This window comes from Caballeronia sp. LZ035, from assembly GCF_031451175.1.
Classification (GTDB): domain Bacteria; phylum Pseudomonadota; class Gammaproteobacteria; order Burkholderiales; family Burkholderiaceae; genus Caballeronia.
In genome coordinates this window covers 121,737-139,071 of record NZ_JARUXS010000001.1, presented here as the reverse complement: position 1 = coordinate 139,071, position 17,335 = coordinate 121,737, and the positions used below count along the sequence as shown (strand labels likewise).

Genomic DNA, 17,335 nt, shown 5'->3' with positions numbered 1-17,335 from the left:
CAGGAGCAGTCATGGCAGTCAGCGTATTCGACCTCTTCAAGATCGGCATCGGACCGTCGAGCTCGCACACGGTTGGTCCGATGCGCGCGGCCTTGTTGTTCGCCCAGGGGCTCGAGCGCGACGCCTTGCTGGACGCGGTGGCGTCGGTGAAATGCGAGCTGTATGGCTCGCTCGGTGCGACCGGCAAAGGCCATGGCACCGATCGCGGCGTGATGCTCGGCCTGATGGGCGACGCACCCGATACCGTCGACGCCGGCACGATCTCGGGGCGTCTCGACCAGGTGCGCGCATCGAAGACGCTGGCGCTGCTCGGACATCACGAGCTGCCCTTCACGATCAGGGAGAACATCGCGTTCTACCGTCAGGCGCTGCCCGAGCATCCGAACGGCATGAAGCTGTACGCCTTCGATGCAAGCGGCGCGTTGCTGCGCGAGGCGACCTATCTGTCGGTGGGCGGCGGTTTCGTGGTGACGGCGGGCGCGGCGAACACGGCGGTGCTGACGGCGCACGAGCAATTGCCGTTTCCCTTTCATACCGGCGACGAACTATTGCAGATGTGCGTCGCGTCGGGCCATTCCATTGCCCGGCTGATGTGGGAGAACGAGCGCGTCTGGCGCAGTGAGGACGAGATCCGCACGGGCCTGTTGCGCATCTGGGACGTGATGCAGGATTGCGTCGCGCGGGGCTGCGGCATCGGCAATCCGGAGGCGGAGGGGCATCTGCCCGGCCCGTTCCAGGTGAAGCGCCGCGCGCCGCAGCTGTACAAGGCGCTGGCGAGCAAGCCGGAGCTGGCGCTGCGCGATCCGTTGTCGATGATCGACTGGATCAACCTCTACGCGATCGCGGTGAACGAGGAGAACGCGATAGGCGGGCGCGTCGTGACTGCGCCGACCAATGGCGCGGCCGGCATCATCCCCGCCGTGCTCCACTATTACGATCGCTTCGTGCCGGGCTCGAACCCGCAGGGCATCATCGACTTCCTGTTGACGGCCGGGGCGATCGGCATCCTGTACAAGATGAACGCGTCGATCTCGGGCGCGGAAGTGGGCTGCCAGGGCGAAGTGGGCGTGGCGTGCTCGATGGCCGCGGGCGGTCTGGCGGCCGTGCTCGGCGGCACGCCCGCGCAGGTGGAGAACGCGGCGGAAATCGGCATGGAGCACAACCTCGGGCTCACCTGCGACCCGGTGGGCGGGATGGTGCAGATTCCGTGCATCGAACGCAATGCGATGGGCTCGGTGAAGGCCGTCAACGCGGCGCGCATGGCGATGCGCGGCGACGGTTCGCATTATGTCTCGCTCGATTCGGTTATCAAAACCATGCGCGAAACCGGCGCGGACATGAAGACCAAGTACAAGGAAACGTCGCGCGGCGGGCTTGCAGTGAATATTGTCGAGTGTTGAGGTCCGGCGCAAGCTGGCCGTTCGGCGGATGTTCGAGTCCGCCTCATTTGCTTAGCATGGCGTCATAACTCGCATGCGGAGCAAACAATGCTTGACGTCACTCGTGGCAACATCGAAAACAAACTGTGCATTCTCAGCGTTCGCTATCAAGGCTATGACGCCATCTCGCATGAGATAGATCTGAATCAGCTGGGAGAATCGATTCAAGGCTTCGCGCGCGTCATTTCGCTGTGTGCGAGCGTGCTCACCACAGGTAGACTGCCCTTTCACTTCGATGCACTCGATGTCAGTGTCGTCTCGCTCCCCGTAGACGAGCATCATTGCTTCGAAGTCCTGGCAATGGTGAAGAGCATGGCAACGAGCAAGGAACTGTGGTCTGGTGCGTTTGGCGCAGTGCTTGCCGCCGTGATTCAGTACGTTCTATCCCGACGCGATCAAGGCAATATGAAATACCTGAACGAAGCATTGCAACGGTCGATGCAGAGCAACGAGCTCAACATGACCCGACTGGCCACCACGGTCGACAAGATGATGGCGTCCATCGACAAGCTCACCGACATCCTGCAACCTGCCGCGCGTCAGGCGCTGAGTCCCATCGAGCGCTCATGCGAGCGTATCGACCTCCACGTTGAGGGCGCGTGTTTCATGAGCCTGAATCGCACGCACAAGCGGTCTTTTGCCCACGCGGGACGCAAGCTCTCGGAGCATCTCGAGAATTATGTTGGCGTGATTTCGCAGTTCGACATGACCACTGGCGCATGCCGGGTCACGCTCGAAGGAAGTCGCGCGCGGATTCCCGCCATCGTGGTCGATCCCGCGTTCAACCGCCCGAAGAACCGCTATGTCGAGGCCATGGCCTCCAGCCACTCCATCTGCTTCCTCGCGAAAGCGGATCTGGATGACGAGGGCCATCCGCTCAGGCTGTATATCTCGGACACGTCGGCGCAGGAGCGCAGATTCACCGTCGTCTGATCACGCGCCGATCAGGTTGACCACCTTCACATTGCGCGTATCGGGCACTTCGGCATAGGACAGCACCTTCAATTGCGGCAGGCTGCGGCGCAGGAAACGCGCAAGCATCGCGCGCAGCGAATGCTGCACGAGCAGCACCGGCGGCAGTCCGAGGTTCTGCTGACGCATCATCGCGTTCTGTGTCGAGTTCATCAGCGTCTGGGCGAGCCCGGGTTCCAGTCCCGGATTCGGGCCGGTGGATAAAGCCTGCGACAACACACGCTCCAGCGTCGGATCGAGGCCCATCACCTGAAGGTCGTCGTTGCCGGGATACCATTGTTGCGAGATCGCGCGGCCCAGCGCGAGACGCACCGCAGCCGTCAGGTCGTGAGGGTCGGAAAGCTTTGGTGCGTGTTCCTGCAGCGCGTCGAGAATGGTGCGCATGTCGCGGATCGGCACGCTTTCGTCGAGCAGGTTCTGCAACACTTTTTGCAGCGTCGTCAGCGAGATCACCTTCGGCACGAGATCTTCCGTGAGCGACGGCGTGTCCTTGCCAATACGTTCCAGCAGCGCCTGCACTTCCTGGCGGCCGAGCAATTCGGCCGCGTGCGTCACCACCAGATGATTCAGGTGTGTCGCGACCACCGTGCTCGCGTCCACCACGGTGTAGCCATACACCTGGGCTTGCTCGCGCAGATTGGTATCGATCCACACCGCCGGCAGGCCGAACGCCGGATCCTGGGTCTGCGCGCCGGGCAGCGCTGCCGAAACCTGGCCGGGGTTGATCGCGAGCCACTGTCCCGGGAACGCCTCGCCCACGCCCACTTCCACGCCCTTCAGCGCGATGCGGTAACCGTTCGGGCGCAGTTCGAGGTTGTCGCGAATATGAATGACCGGCGGCAAAAAGCCGATTTCCTGCGCGAACTTCTTGCGGATGCCCTTGATGCGCTTGAGCAGTTCGCCATCGGCGTTCTTGTCGACGAGCGGAATCAGGCGATAGCCCACTTCCAGTCCAAGCGGATCGATGAGCGCGACATCTTCCCAACTGGCTTCCGCATTCTCGGCCGAAGTGGCCGCCGCGCTTGCCGCAAGCGGGGTGACATCCGTGACGGCGCTTTTCTTCTTCGCTTCGGCGCGCTTGTTCATCGAGCGCGCGGCATAGATCAGGCCGCCGCCGAGCAGCATGAACGCGAAGTGCGGCATGCCCGGAATCAGGCCCATGATGCCGATGATCACGCCCGTAATCATCAGCACGCGGGGATTCTGAAACAATTGGCCCGTCAACTGGGTACCGATGTCTTCCTCGGTCGCGACGCGCGACACGATGACGCCGGCCGCCGTCGAAATGATGAGCGACGGAATCTGCGCGACGAGGCCGTCGCCGATGGTCAGCAGTGTGTAGTTGGTCGCTGCGTGACCGAAGTCCATGTCGTGCTGGAGCATGCCGACAATCAGTCCGCCGACGATATTGATCACCATGATCAACAGGCCCGCGATGGCGTCGCCGCGCACGAACTTGCTCGCACCGTCCATGGAACCGTAGAACTCGGCTTCCTGCGCCACGGCCTGACGGCGCTTCTTCGCGGTTTCTTCGTTGATGAGGCCCGCGTTGAGGTCGGCGTCGATGGCCATCTGCTTGCCGGGCATGGCATCGAGCGTGAAGCGCGCGCCCACTTCGGCGATCCGGCCCGCGCCCTTCGTGATCACCATGAAGTTGATGATCATCAGAATCACGAACACGACGATACCCACCGCGAAGTTGCCGCCCACCAGGAAGTGACCGAACGACTCGATCACCTGGCCGGCCGCATCCGGACCGGTGTGGCCTTCCAGCAGCACGATACGCGTCGACGCGACGTTCAGCGACAGGCGCAGCAAGGTCGAGAACAGCAGCACGCTCGGGAACGCCGCGAAGTCGAGCGGTTTCTGCGTGTACATGCTGACGAGCAGCACCATCACCGCCAGCGCGATGTTGAAGGTGAATAGCAGATCCAGCAGAAAGGCCGGCAAGGGCAGAATCATCATGCCCAGGATCATGCAGATCAGGATCGGGCCGGCGAGGGCTCGAAGGTTCTGCGTGCCCAGCGCGTCAGGCCGTTTGGCGAAAAATCCAGCGCGCGCGTTCATGCGGCGGCTCCATTGTCAGGGTTGTCGCCGGTCAGGGCTTCTTCAGCTTCCTGATCGGCGTCGGCGTCGGAAACGCCGCCTTTGTCGAGTTCCTTCGGCACGTCGAGACCGGACGGTTGATCCGGCTTGATACCGCCGTCTTCCTTGTAGCGCTTCAGCTGGTAGACCCACGCCAGCACTTGCGCCACCGCGCCGTACAGCGCGCCCGGAATCTCGCGATTGATCTCGACGTTGTGATACAGCGCACGCGCCAGCGGCGGCGCTTCGAGCAGCGGCACGTTGTGCTCGCGGCCCAGTTCGCGGATGCGCCCCGCGACGAGATTCACGCCCTTCGCGACGACCTTCGGCGCGCGCATCTCGCCGTCCGTGTACTTCAGCGCGACCGCGAAGTGAGTCGGGTTGGTCACGATCACGTCGGCGGTGGGAATCGCCTGCATCATCCGGCGACGCGCGGCCGCACGCTGTTGCTGTCGAATCTTGCCCTTGATGTGCGGGTCGCCTTCGTTTTCCTTGTGCTCGCGCTTCACTTCTTCCTTGCTCATGCGCAGCTTCTTGGCGTGCGAGTAGAGCTGATACGGAACGTCCACGGCCGCGACCAGAAACAATCCGCCGATCGCCATGCCGCAGCACACGAAGATGAGGTGCATGGCATCGGCGAGCGCGAGGCTGAGCGGCTTGGTCAGAAGGTCGAGCACTTCGGCGCGGCGGCTCCAGATTGCAGAACCCGCCATGCCGCCGACCACGACCGTCTTCAGGATCGCCATGCCGAGCTGCACCGGGCCTTGCGAGGAAAAGATCTTGCCGAGCCCGCTCACCGGATTGAGGCGGCCGAAATTCGGCGCGAGCGGCTTGGTGGTGAGCAGCCAGCCGCCAAGCGCCATCGGCGCCGCCAGCGCGGCGAAGCAGGTGAGCAACAGGACCGGCAGCACGGCCAGCAAGCCTTCCTTGCCCGCGTTCGCCGCCCCGATCATCATCTGGTGCGTGTCGAGCACGGTGGCGTGATCGAACGTGAACGCACCCCGCAACACCGACTGCAAATGCCCGCTGATTGGGCCAGACAAGCCCCAGACCCCGAAAAAGCCCGCCGCCAGCAGCGCAAAGGAAGCGAGTTCCCGCGAACGCGCAACCTGGCCTTCCTCCCGCGCCTTTTCCAGGCGCTTGGGAGTGGCTGATTCGGTTTTTTCGAGATCGCTTTCTTCTGCCACCGGGCCTTGCTCCGTTCCGTGTCCAATCCGCACGAGCGGCACGAAGCCGCTTTTCGATGAGAGGGATTATTGCGGAAGGCGTCGAGCGGCCATCGGAGGATAAGGCCGGAGAAAAGGGGGTTATTCGCTAGATGAAAGCGCGGAAACGAAAGCGGCGCGTGTCCCGCATGAGACACGCGCCGTGCTGAAGGCAACCGCAGGCCGAATCAGGCGCCCGGCACGCGGCCGTCCGGTCCGTAGAAACCGGCACGCGACGGCGCAACCTGCATCGCGGCGAGCGCCTTGCGGTTGTATTCCATGCGGGTGCGGATCAGCACGCCATTATTGTTGTTGCCTTGTCTCGCGCGACGGGCGGCGGCGGTGAGCAGCGTCCATTGCTCGGCAATGGACGGATCGCCGGCGGCGGCGGCTTCCATGCCGATGAACCCAGCCGGAAAGCCCAGCGCGTTCAGATGTTCGTCGCGCGTTTTTTCGAGACTGGAGATGCGTTCGGTGAGCGCGGTCTTGTTCTCGATGATGCCGGGTAGCGCCGGAAGCGGCTGCGCGGCGATCAGCGCTTTTTCCTCATCGGCGAGGAGGGATTCGAAGGCCTGAACAGCAGCGACTTCTTCGGTGATGGTGGCAAGCAGGGCGTCTCTCATTGCGGCTCGCTGGATACGTCGAAAAGCGGTTTTGAAAAGCCGCCCGGTCCGCGAACGCCGCCGCCATGACGCGCCTGTCGATCTATGACAGGCGTGTCGAGGTCACTGCGTTCAGCCGCCGGTCGGCGGGGTTCTCGTTTGCAGCAGATCGCGAGCCGTGCTCAGAATGCCGTCGGCGATCTTGGACGGGTCCATCGTCAGGCTGCCGTCGCGGATTGCGGCCTTGATCGACTCGACTTTCGCCGTGTCGATGTCCGAGCCGTTCGATGCGCGCAGGTCCGTCGACAAGGACGACAAGCTCACTTTCGAATTCGTTGCCGGGTTTGCGCCCGCTTGTTGCACGGTGCTCGCGGCACCTTTTGCGTCGTTCTGCGACGCGCGCTGCAGGTTGTCTTGAAGGCCTGCCAGAGTGGTGTTGCTATTCGATTCGATTTTCACGATGTCCATTCCCGAACGTGTTGAGTCCTTTATCGGTCAGGGTGCCCGCAAACTTGACCCTGCCTCAGGAGCACCAACTGGCGTTCGCCGTGCTCATCGCCCGGAAAGCCTTATGCAGCGGGCATCGAGACGAATTGCAACAAAATGAAACATACGTGGGGGACCGAACACATCGCGCAAAACTCCCTCTTCAGAGGGCCACTTCCACCGTCTGACTGTCCTTCACGATGCCGGTAATGATCTGGCCACCGGCAGTTTTTACACGTACTTGCTGACCGGGCGCCGCGTTGTTCATCGCGGTGCCGTCGGCGGAAATGGAGAAGCCGGTCCCACCCGTGACTACATGGACGGTCTGTCCGATCGACACCGAACTCGCGGCGCGCAGCATGTCGGTCCGCAGCGGCAAACCGGCCGGCACGCGCGACAGCGCAACCGCGCCGACAGCCTGCGCCGGATCGGTGACGATGGCCTGCGGCATCGCGGTGAGGTCGCCGTCGCGGGCGATCAGATCGGCGTTGGTCAGCACTTCGCCGGGCGCGATCGCGCGCGCGGCCAGATAGTAAGTGGCGTTGATGGACACGCGCGCCTGTACATATAGCGTCCACGGCCGCTCGCCGACGCAGCGCACGCCGACGGTCATGCGGCCCCAGAGGCGCGCGCCGGTCGGCATGAACGGATCGAGCGACGAGCACGCAGCGAGGCCGCGCGGAAACACCGGCGTGATCGTGATATCGACTTTGCCGGGCAACCCGGCTGCCTGTTGCTGCAAGAAGTTCAGCGCGGCCACGCGAATCGACTCGCCGTCCTGCATCGTGGCGGGCGCGCCAGGCGCGGAGGGAAGCGTCGCCGCCGCCGGTGCGGTCGCGGCGGCAGGCTTGAAGCTGACACGCTGCATCGGCGAAGCGGCCGCGTTCGTAACGGGCGTCGCCACGCCGGCCGCAAGCGGTCGCGCATTGACGGCGCGGGCAGCGGCGGCGTCGTCACGCGTAACGACCACGGGCATCACATCACGCGAGGCGGACACGGCGGGCGCCTTGACGAGCGCTGGTGCCGCAGCGCGCGTCATGACAGGGGCGGCAGCAGCAGCCGGCTTCGCTTCGCCCGGACCGGGAATCACGATCATGCCGGCGTCGTTCATGGAGTCGGCGGCGGCGGCGGCGTGGGCGTCCAGTTCGAGTGCCGCGTTGCGCATGGCGGCGTCAGCGGCCCGCGTCGCTGCGCGATAACCGCTGGCGCTCACAGGCGCGGACGTCGCGGGCGTCGACACCCGCGCGGCAGGCGCCAGGTTCTTCGCCATGTCGGCGGCTGCGGCGGGATTGCTTTCGGCATTGCCGGGAATGACGATCATGCCGTCGCTTTGCTGCGCGGACGCGCTCGCCGCTACGGCCATCAGGAACGAGACGCCTGCCAGCGCGCACAGCGTGCGGCGCGCGAACGTCGCTGCGGCGCGAGCCGTAGGGTTCGATGCACGCTTCGCGGACCTGCTCATCACTGCTCTCCCTGACGCCGCGTGGCTGAACGCGGCATTGCCTGAATCGATCGAGCCGCGCACTGCACGGCAACTGCCTTGAACCGGACGGGACGCACAGCACGCCCGCCATCGGCCACGAAACGCATTCTAGATATCGGCTGGCGCGGGCAAGCGTCGAATAGAGGCCGCGTTTCCCGGTTATTCGTCGGATTAGTTCTTGTGCGCCGCTCCTAAGATGCGTGTCATGCAAAAAGGCCTCGGCGCTGCCGACAGGAGAAACCGGAATGCTAGACAGACTCGACAAGGAATTCGCTTTTGGCCGTGAAGCGCTCGACGTGCGCGCATATCGGCAGGAATTGCTGTCGTCGAACATTGCCAACGCCGACACCCCCGGCTACAAGGCGCGCGACGTCGAATTCTCGAGCGCGCTCGCGGGCGCGCTGAAGCAGAACGGCACGGCATCGAACGCTTCGACGCTGAAGATGGCGCAGCCCGTCAGCCTGAGCACGAGCGCGTCGCTGGCCGTGACTTCGCAACGTCACATGAGCGGTACGGCGACGTCCGGCACATCGGGCGGCTCGACGGACGACTACGGCAAGCTTGCCTACCGCGTGCCGAACCAGCCTTCGCTGGACGGCAACACAGTGGACCTCGACGCCGAGCGCGTGCAGTTCGCGGACAACGCGCTGCACTTCGAAGCCGGCATGACGGTGCTCTCGTCGCAGATCAAGTCGATGCTGTCGGCGATCACGTCGAACAGCTGAGCACGACAGGAGAAAGACCATGCCCTCTCTAATGAACATCTTCAACGTCGCCGGCTCGGCGATGTCCGCCCAGGCGCAGCGCCTGAACGTCACCGCGTCGAACCTCGCCAACGCGGACAGCACGACCGGCCCGGACGGCCAGCCGTACAAGGCGAAGCAGGTCGTGTTCGCGGTCGATCCGCTCGGCGGCGCACGCACCGCGTCGGGCCAGCAGGTCGGCGGCGTGCAGGTGACCGGCGTGATCGACGATCCGAGCCCGATGAAAACCAGCTACGACCCGAGCAACCCCGCGGCCAACGCGGACGGCTATGTGACGCTCCCCAACGTCGACCCCGTGCAGGAAATGGTCAACATGATTTCCGCGTCGCGTTCCTACCAGGCGAACGTCGAAACGCTCAACACCGCCAAACAATTGATGCTCAAGACCCTGACCATCGGAACCTGATACAGACATCCAAGGAACGTAACGTGACGACCAGCACAACCATCGGCAGCAACGGCACCTCGGTGTCGCAGACGCTGCTCGACACCATGAACGGCGCGTCGTCGAGTTCGTCGACGTCGTCGTCGACCTCGGCGACCGGCGCGCAGTCGGCGTCGGACCTGCAGAACACCTTTCTCACGCTGCTCGTGACGCAGCTGAAGAACCAGGATCCCACCAATCCCGCCGACAGCTCGCAGATGACCTCGCAGCTCGCGCAGATCAATACGGTGACGGGCATCGGGCAGTTGAATACGTCGCTGTCTTCGCTCGCCGCCCAGCTGTCGGCCGGCCAGCAGACGCAGGCCGCGCTGCTGATCGGTTCCAACGTGCTGTCCAGCGGCAACGACATGACGGTGTCGAGCGGCAAGTCGTCGAGCTTCGGCGTGCAGCTGGCGAACGATGTGAGCGACCTGCAGATCGTCGTGAAGAACGCGTCGGGCCAGATCGTGAACACGCTCGACCTCGGCGCGCAGGGCGCGGGCGTCGTGCCCGTGACGGGCTGGACGCCGGTCGATTCGAAGGGCGCCACGCTCGCCGACGGCAGCTACACGATCACCGCGCAAGGCACGATCAACGGCCAGCAGGCCACGGCCACGACGCTGTCGGCCGCGCAGGTCCAGAGCGTCGTGCAGATGTCCGGCGGCGCGCCGGGCCTCAAGCTCTCGAACGGTTCCACGGTTGCGCTCTCGAGCGTCGCCTCGATTCTTTGAATTCAATTTTTAGGACGAGCGCGAACTCGTCACGGAGAAACACATGAGCTATCAACAGGCACTGAGCGGTCTGGGCGCCGCATCGAGCGACCTCGACGTCATCGGCAACAACATCGCCAACTCGAACACGGTCGGCTTCAAGCAAGGCTCGGCGCAGTTCGCCGACATGTACGCCAACTCGATGGCCACGGCCGTCAGCAACCAGATCGGTATCGGCACGCGTCTGTCGGAAGTGCAGCAGCAGTTCTCGCAAGGCACGATCACGACGACCAACCAGGCACTCGATGTCGCGATCAACGGCAACGGTTTCTATCAGTTGTCGAACAACGGCTCGGTGGTGTACTCGCGCAACGGCGTGTTCCATCTCGATGACAGCGGCAAGATCGTCAACTCCTCGGGCCTGCAACTGATGGGCTATGCGGCGGATTCCTCGGGCGTGGTCAACAGCGCGAGCACGGTGCCCCTCTCGGTGCCGACGGCCAACATCCAGCCGAATGTCACGAAGACCATCACCGCCGCGTTCAACCTGAACTCGCAGGACACGAACCAGACGCTGAATTTCGACCCGACCAACGGCAACACCTACAACGAATCGACCTCGGTCGACGTGTACGACACGCTGGGCGGCACGCAGAAAGTGTCCGTCTACTTCACGAAGACCGCGACGGGCTCGTGGGAAGCGTATGCGGGCTATGGCGACCCGGTGTCGAAATCGACCGATCTCGGCGCGGTTTCGTTCGACTCCACCGGCACCCTGACCGGCACGGCGGCGAACACGGCGGGCGGCGTGACCTCGGCGAACAAAGGGCAGTTCACGTTCACGATCCCGAACGGCGCTGATCCGACCGGCAACACCACGCAGACGCTGACGCTCGACCTGACCGGCACGACTCAATACGGCGCCAAGAGCGGCATCACGAACCTGCATCAGGACGGCAATCCGACGGGCGAGCTGACCGGCTTCACGGTCGGCACGGACGGCATGCTCACGGGCAACTATTCGAATGGCTCGACGAAGGCACTCGGCCAGATCGCGATCGCCAACTTCAACAACCAGAACGGCCTGCAGAATCTGGGCGGCAACGTGTACGCGCAGACCGCAGCGTCGGGTGCGGCGCAGGTGGCCGTACCCGGCTCGACTAACCACGGCACGCTGCAGGGCGGCGCAGTGGAGAACTCCAACGTCGACCTGACGAGCGAGCTCGTGAACCTGATCACCGCGCAGCGCAACTATCAGGCGAACGCGCAGACGATCAAGACGCAGCAGACCGTCGACCAGACGCTGATCAACCTGTAAGCAGCGCACGCATAGGCTCGAAGGAAGCGATTCATGGACCGTCTGATCTACACCGCGATGACCGGCGCCAGCCAGGCGCTCGAACAACAGGCCGTCGTGGCGAACAACCTCGCGAACACGTCGACCACGGGTTTCAAGGCGCAGCTCGCGGCGTTCCGCCAGGTGCCGATGTCGTTCGAGAACCAGTCCGCCGACGGCACGACGCGCACTTTCGTGCTCTCGTCGACGCCCACTGCGGATTACTCAGCGGGGCCGGTGCAGCAGACCGGCAATCCGCTCGATGTCGCGGTTCAGGGCCCGGGCTGGCTGTCCGTGCAGGCGGCGGACGGCAGCGAGGCCTACACGCGCGCGGGCAACCTGCACGTGGATCAGAACGGCCAGCTCGTCAACGCGAGCAATCTGCCGGTGATCGGCAACAGCGGTCCGCTGTCGATCCCGCCGGGCGCCGAAGTGACGATCGGCCATGACGGCACGATCTCGGCGCTGATTCCAGGCGACCCGCCGACGGCGATCGCGGTCGTGGATCAGCTTAAGCTCGTCAATCCCGATCCGGCGACGCTCACGCGCGGCGACGACGGGCTCTTCCGCACCGCGACCGGCGATCCCGCCGACGCGGACCCGAATGTCGTCGTGGCCGGCGGCGCGCTCGAGGGCAGCAACGTGAACCCGGTCTCCGCGATGGTCTCGATGATCACCAACGCCCGGCAATTCCAGATGCAGACCAAGCTGATGGAATCGGCCGACCAGAACGAACAGTCGGCCAACAAGCTGCTCAACTTCAGCTAAGCGGCGCACGCCAGCACTACAGGACACGAAAGAACATGAATCGCTCTCTCTACATCGCCGCGACCGGCATGAATGCGCAGCAAGCGCAGATGGACACCATCTCGAACAACCTCGCCAACGTGAGCACGAACGGCTTCAAGGGTTCGCGCGCGGTGTTCGAGGACCTGCTTTATCAGACGACGCGTCAGCCGGGCGCCAATTCGACGCAGCAGACCGAGCTGGCCTCGGGCGTGCAGCTCGGCACCGGCGTGCAGCAGATCGCGACGGAACGGCTGTACACGCAGGGCAACCTGCAACAGACCGGCAACTCGAAGGACGTCGCGATCAACGGCCAGGGCTTCTTCCAGGTGACGATGCCCGACGGCACGACCGCCTACACCCGCGACGGTTCGTTCCAGACCAACGCGCAGGGCCAGTTGGTCACATCGAGCGGCTATCAGGTGAATCCGGCGATCACGATTCCGCAGAACGCGACGTCGATCACGATCGGTTCGGACGGCACGGTGTCGATCACGCAGTCGGGCTCCTCGGCCAACACGACGGTCGGCGCGATCCAGCTCGCGACCTTCATCAATCCGGCCGGTCTCGAAGCGCGCGGCGAAAACCTGTTCTCGGAGACGGGCAGCTCGGGCGCACCGAACGTGTCGCAACCGGGCCTGAACGGCGCGGGCTCGTTGCAGCAAGGCTATGTGGAAGCGTCGAACGTGAACGTGGTGCAGGAACTGGTGAACATGATCCAGACCCAGCGCGCGTACGAAATCAACAGCAAGGCCGTGACCACGTCCGACCAGATGCTGCAGACGCTCTCGCAAATGCAGGTTTAACCCCTTTATTCGACGGATGAAAAGCGGAGAGATGACGTCACACTGATGCATCTTTCGCTTCATACGAGTTATCACGATGTCGTCACTTCACCTCATCGCGCGCGCTTCGCTTCATGCTTCGCGCCTCGCCACGGTTGCCGTGCTCGGCGCGACGCTCGCCGCGTGCGGCCTCGTGCCGAAAGAGCCGATCATCCAGCAGCCGATGACCGCGCGTCCGCCGCAGCCGCCCACCGGCACGCGTTCGCCCGGCGCGATCTACAACGCCGGCTATGCGGGCCGCCCGCTGTTCGAAGACCAGCGGCCACGCAACATGGGCGACATCCTGACCATCGTGATCTCGGAAAACGTCAACGCAACGAAGTCCTCGGCGGCGAACACCAACCGCGGCAGCAACGCGTCGTTCGCCGTGCCGACCACGCCGGGCATCTTCGGCGGGCTGTTCAACAACACGACGCTCTCGGCCACCGGCGCCAACAAGTTCACCGCGGCCGGCGGCGCCAGCGCGGCCAACACGTTCAGCGGCACGCTGACCGTGACCGTCACGGAAGTCCTGCCCAACGGCAATCTGATGGTGAGCGGCGAGAAACAGATGCTCATCAACCAGGGCAACGAATTCGTGCGCTTCTCGGGCGTCGTCAACCCGACGACCATCTCGGGCAGCAACACCGTCTACTCCACGCAAGTCGCCGACGCGAAGATCGAATACTCGGCGAAGGGTTACATCGACGAAGCGGAGAACATGGGCTGGCTCCAACGCTTCTTCCTCAACGTCGCGCCGTTCTGATCATGAATCCGCTTCTTCGTTTCATCTCGTTCTCGCTCGCCGCCGCTGTCGTCGCGCTCGGCTCCATGCCGCATGCGCATGCCGAGCGTCTCAAGGACCTCGTCTCGTTCCAGGGCGTGCGTGACAATCCGCTGATCGGCTATGGTCTCGTCGTCGGCCTCGACGGCACGGGCGACCAGACCATGCAGACGCCGTTCACGACGCAGTCGCTCACCAACATGCTCGGCAACCTGGGCATCACGGTGAACTCGGCCACCACGCAGAACATGCAATTGAAGAACGTCGCGGCCGTGATGGTCACGGCGACGCTGCCGCCGTTCGCGCGCCCCGGCGAAGCGATCGACGTCACCGTGTCCTCGCTCGGCAATGCCAAGAGCCTGCGCGGCGGCACCTTGCTGATGTCGCCGTTGAAGGGCGCTGACGGCCAGGTGTATGCGATGGCACAGGGCAACCTCGTCGTCGGCGGCGCAGGCGCGAGCGCGAACGGCAGCAAGGTCCAGGTCAACCAGCTGGCGGTGGGCCGCATTTCGGCGGGCGCGATCGTCGAGCGCGCGGTGCCGTCGGCGTTGCAGCAGCAGGGCGGCGTCATGCAGATGGAACTGCGCGACATTGACTTCGACACGACGCAGCGCATCGTCGCGGCGGTCAACAACCTGTTCGGCGCGGGCACCGCGCTCGCGCTCGACGGCCGCACCATTCAATTGCGCGCGCCGCAGGACCCGAGCCAGCAAGTGTCCTTCATGGCGCAGCTGCAGAACATCGACGTGCATCCGGCGCAGGCCGCCGCGAAGGTGATCCTGAACGCACGCACCGGCTCCATCGTGATGAACCAGATGGTCACGCTGCAGAACTGCGCCGTGGCGCACGGCAATCTGTCGGTCGTGATCAACACGAAGACGGCGGTGAGCCAGCCGAACGCCTTCTCGAACGGCCAGACCGTGGCGGCGAAGGAGTCGTCGATCCAGCTCAAGCAGGACAGCGGCGCGCTCAAGATGCTGAACGCAGGCGCGAATCTCGCCGAAGTCGTCAAGGCGCTCAACGCGCTCGGCGCGACGCCGGCCGATCTCATCTCGATCCTTCAATCGATGAAGGCCGCCGGCGCATTGCGCGCCGACCTCGAAATCATCTAATAACGTATAAGAACTCATGAACGCGAACACCAACGGAATCGCCAGCGCCGCGCTGGCATCGACCGATACGAGCGGCGGACTCTCGAATCTCTCGAACCGTTTCGCGCTCGACACGCAGGGCTTCGACGCATTGCGCGCGCAGGCCGGCGCGAACCCGCAGCAAGGACTCAAGGAAGCGGCGAAACAGTTCGACGCCGTCTTCACGCAGATGATGCTGAAGAGCATGCGCGACGCAACGCCTTCCGACAGCCCGTTCGAATCGAACGATTCGAAGTCGTTCACGTCGATGCTCGATCAGCAGCTGTCGCAGCAGATGTCGTCGAAAGGCATTGGCGTGGCGGACATGATGCTCAAGCAGCTCATGCGCAATTCCGGCGCCCAGAGCGGGGCGAACGCCTCAGGCGGCGCCGGCGCAGCAGGCTCGATGAACGCGATGCAGGCGCTCGGCGGCATGTCGGGCGGCGGCGGCGATCTCGATGCCAACGCGGGCAATCTCGCCGCCATGAACGCCATGGCGAAGGCCTATTCGGCGGCGCAGGCCAACAAGAACAGCGCGCTCGCCGGCCGCGGCTACTCGGCGGCGGATTCGCTCGAGGCGCCCGCTCGCGGTAACGGTTCGGACAAGGTCAATGCGTTCGTCGACCGCCTGGCTGCACCGGCGCAGGCCGCGAGCGCGGCGACGGGCATTCCGGCGCGCTTCATCATCGGCCAGGCAGCGCTGGAATCCGGCTGGGGCAAGCGCGAGATCAAGGCCGCCGATGGTTCGACGAGCCACAACATCTTCGGCATCAAGGCGACCAAGGACTGGACCGGCAAGACGGTCAATGCCGTGACGACCGAATACGTGAACGGCCGGCCGCAGAAGGTCGTGGAGAAGTTCCGCGCCTACGATTCCTATGAGCACGCGCTGACCGATTACGCCAGCGTCATCAGCAACAACCCGCGCTATGCGCCGGTAGTCCAGGCTTCGCGCGACGTGGCCGGCTTCGCGCACGGCATGCAGAAGGCGGGTTACGCGACCGATCCGCATTACGCGAAGAAGCTCATTTCGATCATGCAGCAGATCGTCTGACGCAGCCGGGCGCAAGCCGCCCGCGCATTCCTGTTCCAATCAGCCGATGGTTGCGGCCGCCTTCTTGCTGGGAAGGCGGCATTTGCCGTTTGCGGCCTCGCCCAGCGCAATTGTTCGGACCCGGACCAACGGCAAACGTTTTACGTTCGAAGGGACGGCGCACCACATACTTTTTGCGCCGGCGAACCCTAAACTTTTAAAACCGCAAGCCGCTAACATGAATAATCGAAGTTCCGGACCAATAGGGGCCTGGAGCGACGCGCGGCGTTCGGGGATAAGGGCGATGCGCGAGCACAGAGAATACGGCTAGCACCATGAACACCAATCAAAAACATGACGTTGCCGACGATGATGTTGCACCGATCGTTGATTTCGGGCGACGCAATCCGCTGGAAATCGGCGTTGCGCTGCGCAATCTCGGCAATCGCGGCGACTTCCTTACCGCGCAATACGGCGACGGCCAGATCGTCACCCGCCTGCTCGACGTCGATGTGACGGCGCATCGTTTCACCTTCGACTGGGGCGGCGTCGCGGAACAGAACCGCGGTGTGCTGGCGGCCCAGAAGCTCATTTTCCATGCAGCGCCTGAAGGCGTGCGCGTCGAGTTCACCACGGCGCGGCCGCGCGAAACCGTGTTCGAAGGCCGGCCTGCGTTCGAAGTCGAGTTCCCGACGGTGCTCTACTACATGCAGCGGCGCGAGTATTTCCGCGTCGAAGCCCCGGTGCTCGATCCGTACATCTGCACGGGCGTGCTTCCGGACGGCGAGCGCTTCCGCTTCGAGGTGCACGACCTTTCGCTGGGTGGCGTCGCGTTGCGCACGACGGACGAGCGTGTCGCGGGACTGGAGATGGGCATCGTGCTGGAGGACGCTGAACTGCACTTCAGCGCGAACGGCAAGGTCACGCTGGACATGATGCTGGTCTCGCATCGCGAATCGACGACGCCCAAGGGTGATCGCCGCTATACGATCGGCTTCAAGTTCACGTCGATGCCCGGCTCTGCGGAAAACACGCTGCAACGGCTGATCACGCAACTCGAGATGAAGCGTCGCTCGCTGGCGAAGTAACGTGATCGCCGCGTAACTGGCTGAGTCGATCAGCTCCATGCCCCTGTGCGGGGCGGCAGGCAACTGCCGTCTTGCACAGGGGCATCGTCGTTCATGGGCCGGCGTGCAGGGGATTCACCAAAGTCACGCCCGAAGAAACGCGCGCCGAATCAGCAGAATTGACCGGAAAATCCCGCGCTCTTCA

General features: G+C 64.0%; 17 protein-coding genes. 12 read left to right on the top strand and 5 right to left on the bottom strand.

The features are described 5' to 3' along the window. Positions 1–11: 11 nt before the first annotated feature. The gene (locus QCE88_RS00700) at positions 12–1,400 is read left to right on the top strand and encodes an L-serine ammonia-lyase (RefSeq protein ID WP_309898300.1); all 1,389 of its coding nucleotides are present in this window, start codon (positions 12–14) and stop codon (positions 1,398–1,400) included. 87 nt (positions 1,401–1,487) lie between these two features. Next, on the top strand, positions 1,488–2,372 hold the full coding sequence (locus tag QCE88_RS00695) for a hypothetical protein (RefSeq protein ID WP_309898298.1): 885 nt from the start codon (positions 1,488–1,490) through the stop codon (positions 2,370–2,372). Here the strand turns inward: QCE88_RS00695 and flhA are convergent, their stop codons facing one another. The 5 genes from flhA to flgA all read right to left on the bottom strand — a co-directional run bounded on the left by flhA (position 2,373) and on the right by flgA (position 8,251). Next, positions 2,373–4,478 carry a flagellar biosynthesis protein FlhA gene (flhA, locus tag QCE88_RS00690; protein WP_309898297.1) on the bottom strand — a complete coding sequence of 702 codons (2,106 nt, stop codon included), beginning with the start codon at positions 4,476–4,478 and terminating at the stop codon, positions 2,373–2,375. Continuing rightward, positions 4,475–5,683: a flagellar biosynthesis protein FlhB gene (gene flhB, locus QCE88_RS00685; protein ID WP_309898295.1), complete on the bottom strand. Its 1,209-nt coding sequence runs from the start codon at positions 5,681–5,683 to the stop codon at positions 4,475–4,477. The genes flhA and flhB overlap by 4 nt, the downstream gene beginning before the upstream one ends. Positions 5,684–5,889: 206 nt before the next feature. Continuing rightward, positions 5,890–6,324, bottom strand: coding sequence for a flagellar protein FlgN (locus QCE88_RS00680; protein WP_309898293.1), 435 nt, complete (start codon positions 6,322–6,324; stop codon positions 5,890–5,892). A 111-nt stretch (positions 6,325–6,435) separates the two neighbouring features. Then, a complete protein-coding gene (flgM, locus tag QCE88_RS00675; protein WP_309829571.1) occupies positions 6,436–6,771 on the bottom strand; it encodes a flagellar biosynthesis anti-sigma factor FlgM in 336 nt (111 codons plus the stop codon). 181 nt (positions 6,772–6,952) lie between these two features. Continuing rightward, positions 6,953–8,251 carry a flagellar basal body P-ring formation chaperone FlgA gene (flgA, locus tag QCE88_RS00670; RefSeq protein ID WP_309898291.1) on the bottom strand — a complete coding sequence of 433 codons (1,299 nt, stop codon included), beginning with the start codon at positions 8,249–8,251 and terminating at the stop codon, positions 6,953–6,955. Positions 8,252–8,517: 266 nt separating this feature from the next. Between flgA and flgB the strand changes: the two genes are divergently transcribed. The 10 genes from flgB to QCE88_RS00620 all read left to right on the top strand — a co-directional run bounded on the left by flgB (position 8,518) and on the right by QCE88_RS00620 (position 17,151). Next, on the top strand, positions 8,518–8,997 hold the full coding sequence (gene flgB, locus QCE88_RS00665; protein ID WP_309898289.1) for a flagellar basal body rod protein FlgB: 480 nt from the start codon (positions 8,518–8,520) through the stop codon (positions 8,995–8,997). 19 nt (positions 8,998–9,016) lie between these two features. Beyond that, on the top strand, positions 9,017–9,442 hold the full coding sequence (gene flgC, locus QCE88_RS00660) for a flagellar basal body rod protein FlgC (RefSeq protein ID WP_035499295.1): 426 nt from the start codon (positions 9,017–9,019) through the stop codon (positions 9,440–9,442). Between the two features lie 23 nt (positions 9,443–9,465). Then, on the top strand, positions 9,466–10,191 hold the full coding sequence (locus QCE88_RS00655; protein WP_309898286.1) for a flagellar hook assembly protein FlgD: 726 nt from the start codon (positions 9,466–9,468) through the stop codon (positions 10,189–10,191). Positions 10,192–10,234: 43 nt separating this feature from the next. Next, positions 10,235–11,488 (top strand): flagellar hook protein FlgE, encoded by a 1,254-nt coding sequence (gene flgE, locus QCE88_RS00650; protein ID WP_309898284.1) that lies wholly within the window; start codon positions 10,235–10,237, stop codon positions 11,486–11,488. Between the two features lie 33 nt (positions 11,489–11,521). Beyond that, positions 11,522–12,274 (top strand): flagellar basal-body rod protein FlgF, encoded by a 753-nt coding sequence (gene flgF, locus QCE88_RS00645; RefSeq protein ID WP_309898282.1) that lies wholly within the window; start codon positions 11,522–11,524, stop codon positions 12,272–12,274. Between the two features lie 35 nt (positions 12,275–12,309). Continuing rightward, positions 12,310–13,098, top strand: a complete 789-nt coding sequence (gene flgG, locus QCE88_RS00640; RefSeq protein ID WP_309810770.1) for a flagellar basal-body rod protein FlgG — start codon at positions 12,310–12,312, stop codon at positions 13,096–13,098. Between the two features lie 76 nt (positions 13,099–13,174). Further along, entirely contained in the window at positions 13,175–13,882 is a 708-nt protein-coding gene (locus QCE88_RS00635; RefSeq protein ID WP_309829557.1) for a flagellar basal body L-ring protein FlgH, read from the top strand. Positions 13,883–13,884: 2 nt separating this feature from the next. Next, positions 13,885–15,012, top strand: coding sequence for a flagellar basal body P-ring protein FlgI (locus QCE88_RS00630; protein ID WP_309898279.1), 1,128 nt, complete (start codon positions 13,885–13,887; stop codon positions 15,010–15,012). A gap of 16 nt (positions 15,013–15,028) precedes the next feature. After that, positions 15,029–16,084, top strand: coding sequence for a flagellar assembly peptidoglycan hydrolase FlgJ (gene flgJ, locus QCE88_RS00625; protein ID WP_309898277.1), 1,056 nt, complete (start codon positions 15,029–15,031; stop codon positions 16,082–16,084). Positions 16,085–16,398: 314 nt separating this feature from the next. Next, positions 16,399–17,151, top strand: coding sequence for a flagellar regulator YcgR PilZN domain-containing protein (locus QCE88_RS00620; RefSeq protein ID WP_309898275.1), 753 nt, complete (start codon positions 16,399–16,401; stop codon positions 17,149–17,151). Positions 17,152–17,335 lie beyond the last annotated feature (184 nt).